We start from the raw sequence: 16,805 nt of genomic DNA, 5'->3' as shown, positions 1-16,805 counted from the left end.
TTCCATGGTCGGTTAAGGGAAAGTGCGGGGAAATGCGCCAAGGGAGCAGGTTTCCTGCTCAATTGGGAGGCATCAGAAACAGAACTTTGGGATTACGACCAGCCCGGGAAGCGTTGCAGTTCCTGCAGGCAGTCAGCAAGAAAATCCGCCGGGTCGACCATGATGGCCTCATCCGCCACCACGCCGAACTGAATCTGGCCGGCATAGCTGACGATACTGACGCCCAGACCAATGTCTCCGGCCTGGGGTACCCAGAACATCTGCTCGGTGATCCGGCATCCGGCGATGTATCGGGCCTCGGGCGTACCCGGCACGTTTGAAACCACGGCACTGGCCTTGCGGTAGAACACATCGGCCACCGGCTGCCGCCAGGGTTCGGGAATGGCCGAGGCGGTCGCCGCCAGCCCCCAGGCAATGCCCGGCTGCCAGCTCTTTTTCAGGCGCCGGGTTTCATGCTTGATGCGATACAGGCGCTCGAGCGGGCTTTCACCGTCAACCGGCAGGGGCACGAACACCGTCCCGAAGTAGTTGCCCAGGGTTCCGGGCTCCGGCTGGAGTTCGTCCGGGAGCCGGGCGCGGATGTCCACGGGCACAGCCGCATGCAACACCGCATCCTCCAACGCATCGCCAACCATCCCGAGCCGGGAACGCACGGCGGCGGCGACACAACTGAGCAAGACGTCATTGATGGTGACGTTGGTAGCCTTTGCGACCGACCGGAAAAGGTCCAGTGCCACCGGCCGGGACCAGCGACATTGCCGCCGCCCCAGCAGCGGACGTGTCAGGTTGGAGGGGCTGTCTTCCGGCTCGACCAGAAACTCGCTGACTTCATGAACCAGCCTGAGACTGTTCTGGGCCGCCCGCTCCAGCCACCAGCCCGTCGACTGGCCCTGGCCGGCAGGCCCCGGACCGGCTTCCCCGACCGAACCTTCCCGTGCCATCTCAGTCGAAACCAGCTGTTCCAGCCAGACCCTGGCCGCGTCGGTCCAGCGCGACAGTTCGGCGGTCTCCGCCGCACCGTAGATGGCAGGATGCTGCTGCGGCGAGGGTGGACAGAGCCGTTCGAAGATGCCGAGCAGGGACAGACCGTCCGCGTAGCAGTGGTGCATTCGCAGTAGCAGTGCCGCACCGCCCTCGGCATTGGGCGCCAGCCAGAATTTCCAGCGCGGGCGGTAAAGGGCAAGGGGCTGATTCAGGCGGGCCGAAACCCACTCCTGCAGCTCATCCGGAGTGAAACGGTCGATCACCACATCCAGATGGTGCTTGAGATCAAACACCGGGTCCGGTTCCCACCACCAGGCCGGGGCCCGCTTCACTGGCAGGAACCGGAAGCGTTCCCAGGCCATCCAGTACACTCGCAGAAACTCCCGGAAGCGGGGCGCAGTCAGCCCCTCAACCCGCAGCATGACCGTGATGGTCATCGGGTTTTCGGGTCTTTCCAGGGCCAGCCAGGCTGAATCCGCAGGCAGCAGGAGATGCGATTGCTCGTGACTCAAACCTGAACGTCCCCGGGTGGATGGTGAAGATACGTAAAAACCGAACTCCGCATTGTGCCAGACAACCCGCATGGTCTCCATATAAGGTGCCTGTGCACAGCATTACAAAAAGTTACTTGTGAACAACTGTTCAGATCTATACTCCCAGTAAGCCTTGATGCAATGGTTAGCACGGCCCTTGAACTGTCATCGATTGGCCCTGATTCAGCGTAAATAAAGATGTCAGCGCCAATAACTTTCTGACCGGTTTGGGGTAGAAAAGGGTTACCAGCAGGTTCCAACTTCAACAACAGGCCATTGCAGCGCTGGTTAGGAGAGCCAAAATGAAAGCGAGCCACGTTCGCAAACTGATCAAGCCCATCGAGAATGCCTACTCGGAGATGTTCTCCGGTCGGGTATACCGTGTCGGCAAAGGTGCCGTTTCGGTTCGAAATCACAGCGGCGAGGCGGAGCAGACCGTTGTGGGCGTGCATGGCTTTCTGGAAAACCACTGCTACTTTACCCAGGCCTACGAAGGACCAACCACCGAACTGATCCTGCTCACCTGCAGCAACTACCACATTCCGGTCAACGGTGTGACCCCCGAAACACCGTACTGGGAGGTGCCGATCAAGCATCTGGAAGGCACCATCGAGTACGACGCCTGTATCCTGAACCAGGCACTGTCGAACCTGCCCAGCACCCGGAACATCCGGGTTCATGGCCACTCCCGCGGTGGTGCAGTGATCCTGGAAGCGATGCAACAGTGGCCGGAACTCTACGAGGACGTGGAAGTGGTGCTGGAAGCTCCGGTACTGCCCCAGGCGAAACTCCACGCCCTGGTGACAACGCTGCTGGAGCCGGTCAGTCACGGCATGTGGCCCTGGCTGATTCGCCTGATCAACACCGCCCCGTCCTCGGCTTATGGCCAGACCTTCTTTGGCAAGATGAATCCGCGCAAGAAACAGCTGCTCAGCAAACTGTTCTCGGCCACCAAGGACCACCTGACCATCGTCCGTAACATCGAGAACATCATGGACTGGATGGCACGCACGGATACCAGCGTGTACAACAACATCCGCCACGGCACCTTCCTGATCCCGGCGGTGGACCGCATTCTCGACCGGACCGCCATGCTGGCCAGCGCCCGCCAGAGCCCGACCACCATGCGCATTGTCGAAACCGAGGCACCCAGCCACTTCATCACCCTCGACAGCAAGGAATGGGTACCCGGCTTTGAAACCCTGCCGGCCGCCGCCCAAGGCTAGTGTTCTGCCAGCCAACCTCCGTTAAACTACCGGGTCTCTCAACGGGCCCTGCCCCACAGGTTTAACGGAGCCAATCATCATGTACCGTGAGCGCCTTGTCGCCACCGAGGTCTCGTCCGACAGTGCCCGCCGGCTTAAGCGTTTGCTGCTGGAGTACCACGATTTCCGACAGCACAAGGCCGCGCACCCGCTGCTAGACGACACTTTCCGGGTCGCCGACTGGCAGGCCGAGCGGCTGAAAGCCACTCACCGGGACCTGTATGACCATCCCGGTTACCACACCGGCCTCGAATTCCTGTTAACTGACCTGTATGCGCCGACGGCCATGACGCACCGGGACGACAACATCGACCGGGTCTTTCCGAAAATGGTGAAATGGCTCCCGGACCACCTGCTGGGCACCCTTGCCGGTCTGGTGGAGCTGAACCTGATCACCCAGCGACTCGATCTGGAACTGACCGAGCGGATCCACCGCTATCAGGTCGCGGCGGACGCACTGACGGTGGACGACTATTGTCTGGCGTTTCGCGAAAGCGAACAGCTGGCGTTGCGGGAGCGTCAGATTGGCCTGGTGGCCGAGGTTGGCCTGCAACTGGACCGGTACGTACGTAACCGCACCCTGGGCTGGCTGTTATCCATGACCCGAACACCGGCGGAAATGGCCGGTCTGACCGATCTTCACAGCTTCCTGCACCGGGGGTTCAGTGCCTTTCGAAAGATGGATGACGTCGAGCTCCTGATTGACCGGCTGGTCACCCGGGAACGCCAGGTCATGGAAAACATTGTGCGCGGACACCCGGAGCCGTTTCGGCTCCCGGGCGATCTTTGACCCCCTGGGCGGACCGGATCAGGCCTTGATGATCTGATCCAGCTGGGAATGGATTTCCTGCTCGATTCGGGATTTGAAAGGCCGGAGCATCATGCCCAGCTCCAGGTGAATGTGCAGGTCGGCATGACTGAGGTTCAGCTGGCCTTTGACACCGCTGCGCTTGAAGCGGAGCACATCCCCCTCCCATTGGTAGTTCACGTCGAACTGCTGTGACAGGTCTTTCGCCAGGATTTCGGCGGCTTCGCGGGCGTGCTCTTTGTCCAGACTGTGCGGACGGTGTACGTCAATGACAGACATATATCAGCTTTCTCTCAAAAAATGACCGTTTTATAGTTTAGGGTGGTATTAAACTTGTCGCCACCCTTGTAGCAACCCCGCCAGCCGTTAGAATACGGGGTTCAGATTCAGACAGGATTTCTCTCATGAGCGAGCAGCAACCGTCGGCCAATCAGGCCCAGACCAGCCAGGGCCCGGATGACGTCACCCATTTCGGCTTTCGCGACGTGCCCAAGAGCCAGAAGGCGAGCCAGGTGGCCGAGGTGTTCCACAGCGTGGCCGGCAAATACGACCTCATGAACGATCTGATGTCCATGGGCATCCACCGCCTGTGGAAACGGTTCACCATTGAACTGTCGGGAGTGCGCCCGGGCCATCAGGTGCTCGACATCGCCGGCGGCACCGGCGACCTCACCATGAAGTTCTCTGACCTGGTCGGGCCGTCGGGCAAGGTGGTCCTGGCCGATATCAACGCCTCCATGCTGCAGGTCGGTCGCGGACGCCTGATTGACCGTGGCTATGCCGGCAATATCGAGTACGTTCAGGCCGACGCCGAACACCTGCCGTTCCCGGACAACAACTTCAATGCCGTTTCAATCGCCTTTGGCCTGCGCAATGTCACCGACAAGGACCAGGCCCTGCGTGACATGACCCGGACCCTCAAGCCCGGCGGCAAGTTGATGGTGCTGGAGTTCTCCAAGCCCACCAACCCTCTGCTCAGCAAGGCCTACGACACCTACTCGTTTACCGCGCTGCCGCTGATGGGACAACTGATCGCCGGCGACAGCGAAAGCTACAAATACCTGGCCGAGTCCATTCGCATGCACCCGGATCAGGACACCCTGAAGGCAATGATGGAAAACGCCGGCCTGGTGAACTGCAAGTACTACAACATGACCGGCGGCATCGTCGCCCTGCACGTGGGAATCAAGCCCTGATGTTCCCGGGTCCGACGCTGCTTGCTGCCGTTACCGCCATCATCGAGGGTGCGCTGAACCACGCCCTCGAGTTGGATCCGGCGGGCCGGCGGGCCCTGATGGAAGCATTGGAGGGCCCGGTACAGATCAGCCTGATCGCGCCGCTGCCGCTCACCTACTCGCTGCATGGCGCCGGTGACCGGGTCCGGGTCAGTAGCCAGCCTGCGGACGGCCCTGTCCTTGAAATCAGCGGCAAACCCGTGGCCTTTGCCGCTCTGGCCACCGGTGATGACCGGGTATTCAGCGACGGCCGGCTGACGGTCGCGGGCGACACCGCCCTCGCCCACCAGCTGCAACGGGCGCTGAATCAGCTTGAACCGGACTGGGAAGCCGCCATGGCCCGCCACATCGGCGACGTGCCCGCCCACTTCCTGGGCCAACGCATCCGCGGCGCCGTAGAGTGGAGCCGCCAGGCCTTCCATTCCCTGAACGCCAACGTCGAAGAGTATGTGCACGAGGAAAGCCGAACCCTTCCCGGGCGCCGGGAACTGGAAGCAACCTTTGAGGACATCGACGACGTCAGCCTCCGGACCGAACGCCTGGAAGCGCGTATAGCCCGTCTGGATAACCAGGCCACACCTGACGAACGGGAGAATCCGTGACCCGCCTGCAACGCCTGTTCCGAATTGCCTGGGTATTCTGCCGTTACCGGCTGGACACGTTTTTGCCCCTGGCGGAACTGCCTGCGCCTCTCAAGGTGTTCTTCCTGCTGGCCCCCTGGCACCTGTTCCCGAAACCCAAGCTGAGCCGGGGGGATCGGCTGAGGCTGGCCCTGGAAGAGCTGGGGCCGGTATTCGTCAAGTTTGGCCAGATCCTGTCGACCCGTCGCGACCTGTTACCGGACGATATGGCCGAGTCCCTGAAAAACCTCCAGGACCGGGTACCGCCCTTTTCCAGCCATCTGGCCCGGGAGATCATTGAATCTTCCCTGGGCGCGCCGGTGGCCGAGTTGTTCAAGGAGTTCACACCGGACCCCATGGCCTCGGCATCGGTTGCCCAGGTGCATTCGGCCACCCTGCGCAACGGTCAGCAGGTGGTGGTAAAAGTGTTGCGCCCCGGGATCGAACGGGTCATCCGGCAGGATCTTTCGCTCATGTACCTGATGGCAGGACTGCTGGAAAGGTACTGGTCCGAGGGCAAGCGCCTGCACCCGGTCGAGGTGGTGGCAGACTACGACTCCACCATTCACGACGAGCTGGACCTGCAGCGGGAGGCCGCCAACGCCAGTCAGCTGCGCCGCAATTTCGAGAACTCGTCACTGATCTACATCCCCTTTATCGATTGGGACTACACCCGCAAGTCGGTACTGGTCATGGAGCGCATTCACGGCATTCCCATTGCCGATGTACCCGCCCTGCAGGCCGCCGGCGTCAATATGAAGGTGCTGGCCGAAAAGGGGGTGGAGATCTTCTTCACCCAGGTGTTCCGGGACAGCTTTTTCCACGCCGACATGCATCCGGGCAATATTTTTGTCGATGTCTCCAACCCGGCCGATCCGAAGTACATTGCCATCGATTTCGGTATCGTCGGCACCCTGGCCCCGGACGACCAGAGCTATCTGGCCCGCAACCTGCTGGCGTTCTTCCGCCGGGATTACCGGCAGGTCGCCCAGCTGCACATCCAGTCAGGCTGGGTCCCGCCGGATACCCGGGTGAACGAATTCGAGGCTGCAATCCGTACCGTCTGTGAGCCCATCTTCGAGAAACCGCTGAAGGACATCTCCTTCGGCCACTTCCTGTTACGCCTGTTTCAGACCGCCCGCCGTTTCAACATGGAGGTGCAGCCGCAACTGGTACTGCTGCAGAAAACCCTGCTGAACGTCGAAGGCCTCGGGCGCCAGCTGTATCCGGAGCTGGACCTGTGGAGCACAGCCCAGCCATTCCTGGAAAGCTGGATGCGCAGACGCATTGGCCCTTCGGGCCTGTTAAAATCGCTGCAGACCCACCTGCCCTCCTGGCTGGAGCAATCGCCCGAAATGCCGCAGCTGGTGCATGACGCACTCATGCAACTGCGCGAGGCCGGTCCCACCGAGCAACAGAATCAGGCTACACTGGAGCTGCTGCGGGAACAGCAGGTTCGCTCGGATCGTCGCTGGCGGCGCGGGCTGGTGGTCATCATTCTGGTTGCGGCAGCCGTTATCGGCACCCGACCCGAGGCCCAGGCCTGGCTCGAAAACGTGCCCGCCTGGAGCTGGGCACTGCTGGCTGCAGCCGGCGGTCTGGTGCTGCGCGGCAGCCGGTAACCGATTACGAATTCAGGATTCACAGAAATGAAAGACTCATCCGATAACGTCGACAACCCTGACTGGCTGGACGCCATCCGCTGGACCGCCGACGGTCTGGTTCCCGCCATTGCCCAGGATGCCTCTACCGGTGACATCCTGATGATGGCCTGGATGAACCGGGAGTCGCTGCGCCTGACGGCCGAAGAGGGCCACGCAGTGTATTGGTCCCGCTCCCGAGGCACACTCTGGCGTAAAGGTGAAACCTCCGGACACCAACAGGTGGTGAAAGACATCCGCCTGGATTGCGACGAAGATGTGATCCTGCTGAAGGTTGAGCAGAAAGGTGGCATCGCCTGCCACACCGGCCGGCGCAGCTGCTTCTACCGGACCCTGAAAGACGGTCAGTGGGCCAGCGTGGAACCGGTCCTCAAGGACCCCGATGCCATCTATGGCGGCAACTGAGGAGTACCCAAGGTGAGTGACGTACTGAACCAGCTGGCACAGGTACTGGAAGAGCGCAAACAGGCCGATCCGGACAGCTCCTATGTTGCCAGCCTGCATGCCAAAGGGCTGAACAAGATTCTCGAGAAGGTCGGCGAGGAGTGCACCGAAACCCTGCTGGCCGCCAAGGACGCGGAACACTCGGGCGACACCCGGGATGTGATTTACGAGACCGCCGACCTCTGGTTTCACAGCATGGTCATGTTATCCCGACTGGGCCTTGGCCCGGGCGAAGTGATTGATGAGCTGGCGCGTCGATTTGACCTGTCCGGACTGGAAGAAAAAGCTTCGCGGAACAAATAGCCGGCACCTACCCCGTTGGAGGATTACCGCCCGGCCCGTTGGTTAACGTACACTACAACAAAGCAACAACATTAAAACGAGGATCCCGTGATGGGTATAAGTATCTGGCAACTCCTAATCGTACTCGGCATTGTGATTCTGTTATTCGGAACCAAGAAACTGCGCAACATCGGCAGCGATCTGGGCGGCGCCATTCGTGGCTTCAAGAAGTCCATGAGCGATGAAGACAGCAAGGCCGCCGATCAGGAGTCTCTGCAGGAAAAAAACGACGCGCAGAGCCAACAGGCCGAAACCGAAGAAAAGCCACGGGACAAGTCCCACAGCTGAGAGCTGGCTGAATGTTCGATATTGGCTTTCTTGAGCTGCTGATCTGCGGCGTCATTGCATTGCTGGTGCTCGGCCCCGAGCGCCTCCCTACTGCCGCCCGCGCTGCCGGGCGTTGGATTGGTGGTGCCCGGCGCATGGTGGGCCAGTTCACGTCGGAACTGGACCGCCAGCTCAAGGCCGAAGAGCTCCGGGAAGAACTGCGCAAGGCCGGCGACGTCGGGCTTGATGACGTCCAGAAGACCGTGCGCGGGGCGCTGGATGAAGCCAAGCGCTATGAGCACATGATCCTGCCCGACAGCGCCGACCGCAGTTCACGCCCCGCGCCCGCAACCCGCCGTGTCGCGGGCCAGGACACCGGCGACTCAACGAACAGCAGCCCTGATGCACCCCCGGAGCCCGCTGACCCGGCGCCCGAATCAACGAACAGCACCGAGTCCGCAGGCAAGGGACAGCCCGGCTCAGAGCAAGGCCCGTCGGATAACCGTTCATGACTTCAAAGCCAGACGGCAACCACATTCCCCCGGATCAGCAGGAAATGCCCCTGATTGAGCATTTGCTGGAACTGCGCAACCGTCTGTTGAAGATGGTTCTGGCCGTAGTCATCTGCTTCGCCGCCATCTATCCGTTTGCCAATGAGCTGTACCTGTGGCTGTCCGAGCCAATCCGTTCACTGCTGCCGGTCGGACAGACCATGATCGCCACCGACGTCACGTCGCCCTTCTTTGCGCCCCTGAAGCTGGCCCTCGTACTCTCCGTGTTCGTGGCCATACCGGTGATCCTGTACCAGCTCTGGAGCTTTGTCGCACCCGGCCTCTATACCCATGAAAAACGGCTGGCGTTTCCCCTGCTGTTCACCTCGGTCCTGCTGTTCTACGCCGGTGCCGCCTTTGCCTACTACGTGGTCTTCCCGCTGGTGTTTGGCTTCTTCACCGCCATCGGGCCGGAAGGCATCGTGGAGCTGCCGGACATCAGCAGCTACCTGAATTTCGTGCTGAAAATGTTCTTTGCCTTTGGCGTGGCCTTCGAGATTCCCATTGCCACGGTGCTGCTGATCCTTACCGGTGCCACCACCCCGCAGGATCTGGCAGCCAAACGCCCCTATGTGGTGGTCGCCTGCTTCATCATTGGCATGCTGCTGACACCTCCGGACATCATTTCCCAGACACTGCTGGCCGTGCCCATGTGGATCCTGTTTGAGTTCGGGATCATCTTCGGGCGCCTCGCCAAGCGGGAAACCGCCGAACCGGACGCCGACGAGTCTGCCGGCGAATGAATCTGGCGCTCCTGTTCGAGGAAGACTTTATCGGTGGCGACCGGGTGCGACTGACCGGTCGACGCCTGGCCCACCTCCACTCGGTGATCCGGGTCAGCACTGGCGATCGCATCCCCGTCGGCCGCGTCGACGGCGATATAGGCACCGCTGAGGTACTGCACCTGACCGATACCGAAGCCGAATTGCGCGTGTCGTTCCACCTGCCACCACCTGCCGCTCTGCCACTGACCCTGATACTCGCGATGCCCCGGCCCAAGATGCTCCGCCGGGTACTGCAAACCTGCGCGACGCTGGGTGTCAAGGACATCTGGCTGATCAACAGCTACAAGGTCGAGAAGAGCTTCTGGCAAACGCCTTGGCTGTCTGAGGAAAGTCTGCGGGAAAACCTGACCCTGGGGTTGGAACAGGCCCGGGACACGGTGATGCCGAGGGTCCATATCCGCAAGCTGTTCAAGCCGTTTGTGGAAGATGAGCTGCCGGCCCTGCTGGCGGGCAAGCGAGCCCTGGTGGCCCACCCCGGTACCGACACCCCCTGCCCCACGCACCTGAACCAACCCACTGCCCTGTGTATCGGACCCGAGGGAGGGTTTACCCCGTATGAGGTTGGCAAGCTTGAAGAAGCCGGCTGCGGCGCCGTGCACCTGGGGGCACGTATCCTGCGAGTGGAGACGGCCGTCCCGGTTCTGGTCAGCCGTCTCTTTGACGCCTGCCTCTGAGTCAGGCCGAGCGCGCCGCCCAGAGCTTCTGCAAGGGTGTGACGACCGCGACCAGGACAGCTCCAGCCACCACGCCAAACAATCCGTTCGCCAGGGTCGGGATAAGCGCCTCGGCGAGGCCAACACCACCGAAGCCCTCGGCAAAGTGATGAATGGCATCATAGATCGGGGGCAGGCCGTGGGTAAGAATGCCACCGCCAACCAGGAACATGGCGATGGTGCCGAGAATTGACAGGGTTTTCATCATGTAGGGCGCGAGCCAGAGTATCCCCCGCCCGATCTTCTGTGACACCTCGCTGTCCCTCTGGCTCAGGTACAGGCCACCGTCGTCCAGTTTTACAATGCCGGCAACGAGGCCATAAACACCCACGGTAATCATGATCGCCACCACGGTGAGCACCAGGAACTGCATTCCAATGCTCTGGTCGGTCACGGTGCCCAGGGTAATGGCGATGATCTCCGCCGACAGGATAAAGTCGGTCCGAATGGCGCCCTTGATCTTTTCCTTCTCCAGCGCCTTCATATCGACGTCGGGATTCTTCAGAGCCTCGTGCAGTTCGCTCTTGTGGGCCTCATCCTCCTGCCGGTGCAGGAACTTGTGAACCAGCTTCTCAAAGCCCTCGAAACACAGAAAGGCACCGCCCAGCATGAGCAGCGGGGTGACCAGCCAGGGCACGAAGAAACTGATGGCCAGGGCAGCCGGAACCAGAATCGCCTTGTTCAGCAGTGACCCCTTGGCCACCGCCCACACCACCGGAAGTTCCCGGGCAGGCTTTACCCCGGTGACCTGCTGGGCGTTGAGGGCAAGATCGTCTCCCAGTACGCCTGCGGTTTTCTTGGTGGCGGTTTTCGTCATCAGCGAGACATCATCGAGAATGGTGGCGATGTCATCGATGAGGGCGAGCAGGCTACTTCCAGCCATGGTCTGGTTTCCTTAATGTGTGAATGGGAGCATCGGCCTTCAGCGGTTCAGACCCATGGCTTCAGCGGCAAGCCGATGCTTGACCGGGCCGAGGCCATCGAGCCATCTCATGCCGGTATTTCTCAACCATCGCAGCGGCAATTCATCCCGCGCGAACAGCTGTTTGAACCCCTCCATTGCCGCCATCATGGCCAGATTCTCGGCCTTTCGGCGGCGCTGGTAACGGGCCAGAACCAGCGGCTCGGCCGGGCTCAGGCCTGCGCCTCGGGCCCGGGACAGTTCATCCAGTAAGGCCCGGACATCCCCATAACCGAGGTTCGCGCCCTGGCCCGCCAACGGGTGTATCGTGTGTGCCGCGTCCCCCACCAGCGCAAAACCGCGCGCAACATAGTCCTTGGCATGGCGCTGGCGCAGCGGGAAGGCAAAGCGGCGGGAGACGGACACCACGGCGCCCATTTCCCGTTCGATGGCCGCCTCCAGTTCGGCGACAAATCGGGCTTCATCCAGCGCCATCAGGCGCCTGGCCTCTTCAGTGTCCTGGGACCAGACAATGGAACAGAAATGCTCGTCGCCCGATTCCGACAGCAGCGGAAGAAACGCCAGTGGGCCAGTCGGTGAAAACCGCTGCCAGGCCGTAAATCGGTGACTCTGGGCAGTCTGTACGGTGCAGACAATCGCCTGCTGATCGTAATCCCATTCCCGGGTCGGCAGGCCCACCCACTGACGCAGGCGCGAGTTCGCACCATCGGCGGCCACGACCAGTCGGGCACCCAGGCTGTGGCCATCCGCCAGTTCAATGCCTTGTTGGTCGCCATCCTGCCACCAGCCCGTCACTTTGACTCCGTCAATCAGCTCGACCTCACTGACTTCCAGCGCCTCAAACAGGGCCCGGACTATTGCACGGTTTTCCACGATCGTACCTAAGGCCCCTGCCTGCAGCTCGGCGGCGTCAAAGTGAATGCGACCGGTGCCATCCCCATCCCAGACGGTCATTTTCTGGTAGGGGCAATGGCGGCCGGCAACCACCTCCTGCCAGACGCCCAGCTCCTGCAGCAACTGCTGGCTGGCGACGGAGATGGCACTGACCCGTGGTTCAAAATCCGCCACTCCGTCGGCCGGGGGCATTCGACTGACCAGTGGCGCACGATCACTGCCCTCAACCAGACCGACCCGCCAGCCCTGCCGGGACAGCCCCAGAGCAAGGGCGGCCCCGATCATGCCACCGCCTACCACCAGAACATCGAACGTCCCGATCTTACTCATGCCCTGCCGGCTCCCTGCGTGCAACCCCTGGCTTGCTGATGACCGCCCGGCGCCCGCCAAGGCCCATGGCTTTGCGGGCAAACCAGCGTTTTGCCCCGGGCAGCAAATCCAGCCCGACCAGTCCGGCATCGCGGGCCGCCGCTACGGGTGCCGGAGCATCGCCGAATATGCGGATCAGGGAGTCGGAGAACTGCACGGTCTGCTGCCAGTCCTGGCGATGCAGACGTTGATAACGGCCCAGAACCTGAAGATCACCCAGCGACTGCCCCTGCTCGACCGCCTGCCGGAGCTGTTCCACCAGAGTCATCAGCCCCCGCAGTGCCAGGTTGAAACCCTGGCCAGCCACCGGGTGCAGGGCATGGGCAGCGTTGCCGACCAATGCCACGCCCGGCCGAACGGCCTCATCCACGGTGGTCAGTTTCAGCGGGTAGTGACTGCATTCGCCAATACGCGTGAAGCGACCGAGCCGCCAGCCAAACCGCTCCTGCAGACGCTGGCACTTCTGTGGGTCGGATAACGCAAGCACCTCGTCGAGGGCCTCGTCGGTCAAGGTCCAGACCAGCGCCGATTGATGACCGGCCCGGGTTGTCGTGCCGTGGGGAAGAAGGGCCATGGGGCCGGCGTCAGTGAACCGTTCAAACGCTGTGAATCGGTGGCTCTCGCCGGTCGAGACATTCGCGATCAGCGCGTTCTGACCGTAGCTGTGGTTGCGGGTCTGGAATCCGAGTGCCTCCCGCAGTCCGGACCGGCCACCGTCAGCAACAACCAGACACTGGGCGCTCAGGCTCCAGGTTTCGGTTCCGCGTTTCAGGGCGACGCGGACGCCTTCGGTCTCGGGGGTCATATCGACGACCTCCGCCGGCGCCTGCCACTGCACCCCGGTTTCCAGCAGTTCCCGCATCAGGCAGAGACCCATCCAGCGGTTGTCTGCCACGTAACCAAGGGCCTCTTGACCATGGTCCCCGGCGTTCAGACGAGTGGCGCCGAAATGCCCCCGATCCGATACGTGAATCTGGCGGATCGGCGTGGCGTGTTCCGACAATCTTGGCCACAACCCCAGCTCCTCAAAAATCAGCCGCGAGCCCCAGGCCAGCGCGGTCGAGCGGGCGTCATAACTGGGCTGGTAGTGTTCCGGGAGGGCATCCGCCGACAGGGGGAAGGTCTCGACCACCGTGACCCGCAGGGAAGGCACCACGCGGGCGAGGGCCAGCGCCAGCGTGGCTCCTGCCAGGCCGCCACCGGCAATGATCAGATCGGTATCGAAGCGGTTCACGGGGTCAGTCCGCCATCAACGCTTCGATGTCTGGGATGGTCTTGGGCACACCATCGGTCAGTACCCGGCACCCCTCTTTGGTCACGACCACATCGTCCTCGATGCGGATACCGATACCGCGCCACTTTTCATCGACGCTGGTATTGTCGAGGGCAATGTACAGGCCCGGTTCCACGGTCAGCGCCATGCCCGGCTCCAGCAGGCGCCAGGCATCGCCGACCTTGTAGTCGCCGACGTCATGGACATCCAGGCCCAGCCAGTGGCCGGTCCGGTGCATGAAGAAGGGCTTGTAGGCTTCGTTGGCGATGGCGTCCTCCACGGTTCCCGACAGCAGGCCGAGATCAATCAGACCCTGTGTAAGCACCCGCAGCGCCGCCTCGTGGGGGTGGTTCCAATGGTTGCCCGGCCGCACCGCATCAATGGCCGCGTATTGGGCCGACAGCACAACCTCATAGAGCGCCCGCTGCTCAGGGCTGAATTTGCCGCTCACCGGGAAGGTCCGGGTGATATCCGACGCGTAACATTCGTATTCGCAGCCGGCGTCGATCAGGACCAGGTCGCCGTCTTTCAACGGCGCACTGTTCTCGATGTAATGCAGGATGCAGCCATTGGCACCACCACCCACGATCGATGGATAGGCCGTCGACCGGGCACCGTGATCCATGAAGGTGTGGATCAGTTCGGCCTCCAGGTTGTATTCGCTGCCACCCTTGCGCGCGCGCTTCATGGCCCGACAATGGGCCTCGGCGCTGATCTCGCCCGCCTTCGCCATGACCTTGATCTCGTTGGCACTCTTGAACAGACGCAGGTCGTGCAGGAAGTGCTCCAGCGAGACAAATTCTCCGGGGGGGTGAGCGCCGGTCCGCACCTTGCTGCGGATGGTCTTGACCCAGCCCATCACCTTGCTGTCGAACTGCTGATCCTTGCCCAGGGGGTAGTACACCCGACTGCGGCCCTCGATCATGCCGGGCAGGATGTCGTCGATGTCGGAGATCGGGAAAGCGTCGTCGAGACCGAAGCGTTCAATGGCGCCTTCAGGCCCGACCAGGAAACCGTCCCAGAGTTCTTTTTCAGGATTGCGTTCCTTGCAGAACAGCACGGATTCGCCGTGTTCGCGGCCCGGAATCAGTGCCAGCACCGCCTCGGGCTCACCAAAACCACTCAGGTACTGAAAATCGCTGTCCTGACGGAACGGGTGCAGCACGTCACGGTTGCGCACGCGTTCCGGCGCCGCCGGGATAATGGCAATGCTGTCGGGCGCCATGCGCTCCATCAGCTTTCGACGGCGCTCGGCGAATTCCTTAACGGGTATCATGGACGACATAAACTCTCCCGCAGTGTCGACCTTGCTCAGTGCAGGGTCGGGGATTGAGAAGCCGGCTTCTCCGGGGCGTTAAACTCGGTAAAGACCGCCAGTGCCCCCAGCCGGACGTATTCGGTGATTTCCAGTAACTGCTGCTCGCTCTCGTCATCGGCTTCTTCATCGGCCGAAAGCTGGCTGATTGCCACCAGATCTTCGATCAGTTCGCGGATCTCATCGGGCGCCTGCCCGAGCGATTCACCGGCCGACAACGCCATGCCTTCGAGAAAGCCGCGCACCCAGGCCACCAGGGCCTCCAGACGCTGCTCGATGGCATAGTCATCATCCGGCAATAAAGGATGGAAACTCATGTCGGCCGATTTCAAGAGCGCCAGGGTCTGTTCATACGCCTTATTCATGAACGGCGCCAGATCGCCGGACTCCTCGGCCGCACTTTCGGGCAATCCCATATGCTCACAGACCATATCCAGCCATTCCGGCTCTTCAATACGGGAGCCGGCGGCCAATCGACCACAAAGAACTCCGTGCAATTCGGAGGGGTGGCTAAACGCCTTGTGGGCAGTAAAAACGTTGGCCCAGCGCTCGAATTCAGCGGCTCGGGCAGCTCCGGTTGTGTCGGTCTCGGACATGAACCAGGACATTCCTGTGTTATTGAATGGAGCTTCTATCCTAGCATTCAGGCGCTTTCAAGACACGACCCGGTTGCTTTTCAGGCAGCAAAACCGGAAAATGTTATAACATATCACTTTCAATCTCGGGACTTGATCATGATTTCAGGCCGATGCCTGCCCCTTCTGGTTGCACCATTGGTCATCACGGGGGTCACTGTCGCAGCCGATAACCCTGGCTCTCACCAGCACGGTCATGCAGAACTGCAGCTGGCCATTTCCGGGCAGAAGGTAGACCTGCACTTCCAGTCGCCGGCTCAGAACCTGCTCGGATTCGAGCACCGAGCCCACACCCCGGACCAGCAGGAAACGATCGATTCGGTGGTCGAATGGCTCAGCGAGACGCCGCTGATTAACACGTCCTCAATCACTTGCATTCTCGAAAGCGTCGCCATTGAATCCGAATTTGCCGGTAACGCCAGCAAGCCCGAACACGGCCAGCACGCCGATTTCGAGATCAGCCAGCTGCTGGATTGCCCCGGCCTCCAAAGTGCGGAAGCGTTGACCACACCGCTGACCGAACGCTTCCCCGGACTGGAACACCTCGACGTTGCCTGGACCGGGCCGGATGGCCAGGGCGCCGTCGTACTTGAGGGGGACGGCAACCGATTCAGTCTTCGGCCCTGAATCTACTCCTGATAAGGCGACACGGCGTCCGCAACCATGGAGTAGGAGGATGTGCCGAGATCGCTTTCGGTCCGTTCGATAATCAGCGTCCCCTCGATCCAGACCGGATCGTAGAGCGCTTCCAGCTTGAACCCTTCGCGGTATTTCACGTGGATAATCTGGTTGGGCGGTGGTGGAGGCACGTGGATACAGGCGCCGTAGTATGGCACCAGAAAGAACTCCAGAATCCGCATGTCCTGAGTGGTTTTCAGGGGGACTACGAAGCCGGGAATCCGGCCTTGGACATTGCCCATGTCCGACACCACTCGGCCGGTCATGATTTCGTCAGGCAGCAGGGGCGCACCATCGCCCTCGTGCACAACTTCTGGCATATTTTCCAACAGTGCCAGATCTTCAGCCGGCATAAGTTCCAGCCAGTCGATTTCCCGGGGTTCGGCATAGGCCGACAGCGAATGCCCCAGCGTGAGCGTCAGCAAAGCCGACAGGAGCCATGGCACTTGCAGGCCAAAAACAGAATGGGACATCAGCACGGGTTCTCCATTGGATCGAGGAATCTGATTTT

Annotated in this window: 20 protein-coding genes; 12 read left to right on the top strand and 8 right to left on the bottom strand. The window is 61.4% G+C overall.

What is annotated here, in order from left to right; genetic code table 11:
- Window positions 1-92: 92 nt before the first annotated feature.
- The gene (locus tag QQF73_RS02570) at window positions 93-1,496 is read right to left on the bottom strand and encodes a WS/DGAT domain-containing protein (protein ID WP_228743336.1); all 1,404 of its coding nucleotides are present in this window, start codon (window positions 1,494-1,496) and stop codon (window positions 93-95) included.
- Between the two features lie 323 nt (window positions 1,497-1,819).
- Between QQF73_RS02570 and QQF73_RS02565 the strand changes: the two genes are divergently transcribed.
- Entirely contained in the window at window positions 1,820-2,743 is a 924-nt protein-coding gene (locus QQF73_RS02565; RefSeq protein ID WP_219866994.1) for an alpha/beta hydrolase, read from the top strand.
- A 79-nt stretch (window positions 2,744-2,822) separates the two neighbouring features.
- Window positions 2,823-3,572 (top strand): DUF8198 family protein, encoded by a 750-nt coding sequence (locus tag QQF73_RS02560; RefSeq protein ID WP_219866995.1) that lies wholly within the window; start codon window positions 2,823-2,825, stop codon window positions 3,570-3,572.
- An 18-nt stretch (window positions 3,573-3,590) separates the two neighbouring features.
- On the opposite strand, the gene QQF73_RS02555 is transcribed toward QQF73_RS02560, so the two are convergent.
- A complete protein-coding gene (locus tag QQF73_RS02555; protein ID WP_219866996.1) occupies window positions 3,591-3,869 on the bottom strand; it encodes a polyhydroxyalkanoic acid system family protein in 279 nt (92 codons plus the stop codon).
- Between the two features lie 125 nt (window positions 3,870-3,994).
- On the opposite strand from QQF73_RS02555, the gene ubiE reads away from it, so the two are divergent.
- The 9 genes from ubiE (at window position 3,995) to QQF73_RS02510 (ending at window position 10,169) form a co-directional block, all read left to right on the top strand.
- Window positions 3,995-4,786, top strand: coding sequence for a bifunctional demethylmenaquinone methyltransferase/2-methoxy-6-polyprenyl-1,4-benzoquinol methylase UbiE (gene ubiE, locus QQF73_RS02550; protein ID WP_219866997.1), 792 nt, complete (start codon window positions 3,995-3,997; stop codon window positions 4,784-4,786).
- Complete coding sequence (locus tag QQF73_RS02545; protein WP_285367116.1) at window positions 4,786-5,427, top strand: ubiquinone biosynthesis accessory factor UbiJ; 642 nt, start codon at window positions 4,786-4,788, stop codon at window positions 5,425-5,427. The genes ubiE and QQF73_RS02545 overlap by 1 nt, the downstream gene beginning before the upstream one ends.
- Complete coding sequence (gene ubiB, locus QQF73_RS02540; RefSeq protein WP_285367115.1) at window positions 5,424-7,067, top strand: ubiquinone biosynthesis regulatory protein kinase UbiB; 1,644 nt, start codon at window positions 5,424-5,426, stop codon at window positions 7,065-7,067. The genes QQF73_RS02545 and ubiB overlap by 4 nt, the downstream gene beginning before the upstream one ends.
- Before the next feature lie 27 nt (window positions 7,068-7,094).
- The gene (gene hisI / locus QQF73_RS02535) at window positions 7,095-7,511 is read left to right on the top strand and encodes a phosphoribosyl-AMP cyclohydrolase (protein ID WP_285367114.1); all 417 of its coding nucleotides are present in this window, start codon (window positions 7,095-7,097) and stop codon (window positions 7,509-7,511) included.
- Between the two features lie 12 nt (window positions 7,512-7,523).
- Complete coding sequence (locus tag QQF73_RS02530) at window positions 7,524-7,853, top strand: phosphoribosyl-ATP diphosphatase (protein WP_219867001.1); 330 nt, start codon at window positions 7,524-7,526, stop codon at window positions 7,851-7,853.
- A 90-nt stretch (window positions 7,854-7,943) separates the two neighbouring features.
- On the top strand, window positions 7,944-8,180 hold the full coding sequence (gene tatA, locus QQF73_RS02525) for a Sec-independent protein translocase subunit TatA (RefSeq protein WP_219867002.1): 237 nt from the start codon (window positions 7,944-7,946) through the stop codon (window positions 8,178-8,180).
- An 11-nt stretch (window positions 8,181-8,191) separates the two neighbouring features.
- Window positions 8,192-8,671: a Sec-independent protein translocase protein TatB gene (gene tatB, locus QQF73_RS02520; protein ID WP_285367110.1), complete on the top strand. Its 480-nt coding sequence runs from the start codon at window positions 8,192-8,194 to the stop codon at window positions 8,669-8,671.
- Complete coding sequence (gene tatC, locus QQF73_RS02515; RefSeq protein ID WP_219867003.1) at window positions 8,668-9,453, top strand: twin-arginine translocase subunit TatC; 786 nt, start codon at window positions 8,668-8,670, stop codon at window positions 9,451-9,453. The genes tatB and tatC overlap by 4 nt, the downstream gene beginning before the upstream one ends.
- Window positions 9,450-10,169, top strand: a complete 720-nt coding sequence (locus QQF73_RS02510; RefSeq protein WP_219867004.1) for a 16S rRNA (uracil(1498)-N(3))-methyltransferase — start codon at window positions 9,450-9,452, stop codon at window positions 10,167-10,169. Before tatC ends, QQF73_RS02510 begins: the two co-directional genes overlap by 4 nt.
- 1 nt (window position 10,170) lies before the next feature.
- On the opposite strand, the gene QQF73_RS02505 is transcribed toward QQF73_RS02510, so the two are convergent.
- Genes QQF73_RS02505 through QQF73_RS02485 form a run of 5 tightly spaced genes read right to left on the bottom strand, consistent with a single transcriptional unit; the run spans window position 10,171 to window position 15,577 of the window.
- A complete protein-coding gene (locus tag QQF73_RS02505) occupies window positions 10,171-11,091 on the bottom strand; it encodes a DUF808 domain-containing protein (protein WP_285367109.1) in 921 nt (306 codons plus the stop codon).
- 39 nt (window positions 11,092-11,130) lie between these two features.
- A complete protein-coding gene (locus tag QQF73_RS02500) occupies window positions 11,131-12,354 on the bottom strand; it encodes an FAD-dependent monooxygenase (protein WP_285367108.1) in 1,224 nt (407 codons plus the stop codon).
- The gene (gene ubiH / locus QQF73_RS02495; protein ID WP_219867007.1) at window positions 12,347-13,627 is read right to left on the bottom strand and encodes a 2-octaprenyl-6-methoxyphenyl hydroxylase; all 1,281 of its coding nucleotides are present in this window, start codon (window positions 13,625-13,627) and stop codon (window positions 12,347-12,349) included. The genes QQF73_RS02500 and ubiH overlap by 8 nt, the downstream gene beginning before the upstream one ends.
- A 4-nt stretch (window positions 13,628-13,631) precedes the next feature.
- Entirely contained in the window at window positions 13,632-14,951 is a 1,320-nt protein-coding gene (pepP, locus tag QQF73_RS02490) for a Xaa-Pro aminopeptidase (RefSeq protein WP_219867008.1), read from the bottom strand.
- A gap of 26 nt (window positions 14,952-14,977) precedes the next feature.
- Window positions 14,978-15,577 (bottom strand): UPF0149 family protein, encoded by a 600-nt coding sequence (locus QQF73_RS02485; RefSeq protein ID WP_219867009.1) that lies wholly within the window; start codon window positions 15,575-15,577, stop codon window positions 14,978-14,980.
- A 138-nt stretch (window positions 15,578-15,715) separates the two neighbouring features.
- Between QQF73_RS02485 and QQF73_RS02480 the strand changes: the two genes are divergently transcribed.
- Window positions 15,716-16,243, top strand: a complete 528-nt coding sequence (locus QQF73_RS02480) for a ZrgA family zinc uptake protein (protein WP_285367106.1) — start codon at window positions 15,716-15,718, stop codon at window positions 16,241-16,243.
- A 2-nt stretch (window positions 16,244-16,245) separates the two neighbouring features.
- On the opposite strand, the gene QQF73_RS02475 is transcribed toward QQF73_RS02480, so the two are convergent.
- Window positions 16,246-16,767 (bottom strand): DUF3299 domain-containing protein, encoded by a 522-nt coding sequence (locus QQF73_RS02475; RefSeq protein ID WP_219867011.1) that lies wholly within the window; start codon window positions 16,765-16,767, stop codon window positions 16,246-16,248.
- Window positions 16,768-16,805 lie beyond the last annotated feature (38 nt).

This window comes from Marinobacter albus, from assembly GCF_030238305.1.
GTDB classification, from domain to species: domain Bacteria; phylum Pseudomonadota; class Gammaproteobacteria; order Pseudomonadales; family Oleiphilaceae; genus Marinobacter; species Marinobacter albus.
Note: the sequence above shows the minus strand (reverse complement) of the source record. Positions and strands in the feature narration are given on the sequence as shown.

Coding starts and splice junctions, on each gene's coding strand:
- QQF73_RS02565 (WP_219866994.1), top strand. CDS start 1,820: ATGAAAGCGAGCCACGTTCGCAAACTGATCAAGCCCATCGAGAATGCC.
- QQF73_RS02560 (WP_219866995.1), top strand. CDS start 2,823: ATGTACCGTGAGCGCCTTGTCGCCACCGAGGTCTCGTCCGACAGTGCC.
- QQF73_RS02555 (WP_219866996.1), bottom strand. CDS start 3,869: ATGTCTGTCATTGACGTACACCGTCCGCACAGTCTGGACAAAGAGCAC.
- ubiE (WP_219866997.1), top strand. CDS start 3,995: ATGAGCGAGCAGCAACCGTCGGCCAATCAGGCCCAGACCAGCCAGGGC.
- QQF73_RS02545 (WP_285367116.1), top strand. CDS start 4,786: ATGTTCCCGGGTCCGACGCTGCTTGCTGCCGTTACCGCCATCATCGAG.
- hisI (WP_285367114.1), top strand. CDS start 7,095: ATGAAAGACTCATCCGATAACGTCGACAACCCTGACTGGCTGGACGCC.
- tatA (WP_219867002.1), top strand. CDS start 7,944: ATGGGTATAAGTATCTGGCAACTCCTAATCGTACTCGGCATTGTGATT.
- tatB (WP_285367110.1), top strand. CDS start 8,192: ATGTTCGATATTGGCTTTCTTGAGCTGCTGATCTGCGGCGTCATTGCA.
- tatC (WP_219867003.1), top strand. CDS start 8,668: ATGACTTCAAAGCCAGACGGCAACCACATTCCCCCGGATCAGCAGGAA.
- QQF73_RS02510 (WP_219867004.1), top strand. CDS start 9,450: ATGAATCTGGCGCTCCTGTTCGAGGAAGACTTTATCGGTGGCGACCGG.
- QQF73_RS02505 (WP_285367109.1), bottom strand. CDS start 11,091: ATGGCTGGAAGTAGCCTGCTCGCCCTCATCGATGACATCGCCACCATT.
- QQF73_RS02500 (WP_285367108.1), bottom strand. CDS start 12,354: ATGAGTAAGATCGGGACGTTCGATGTTCTGGTGGTAGGCGGTGGCATG.
- pepP (WP_219867008.1), bottom strand. CDS start 14,951: ATGTCGTCCATGATACCCGTTAAGGAATTCGCCGAGCGCCGTCGAAAG.
- QQF73_RS02485 (WP_219867009.1), bottom strand. CDS start 15,577: ATGTCCGAGACCGACACAACCGGAGCTGCCCGAGCCGCTGAATTCGAG.
- QQF73_RS02480 (WP_285367106.1), top strand. CDS start 15,716: ATGATTTCAGGCCGATGCCTGCCCCTTCTGGTTGCACCATTGGTCATC.
- QQF73_RS02475 (WP_219867011.1), bottom strand. CDS start 16,767: ATGTCCCATTCTGTTTTTGGCCTGCAAGTGCCATGGCTCCTGTCGGCT.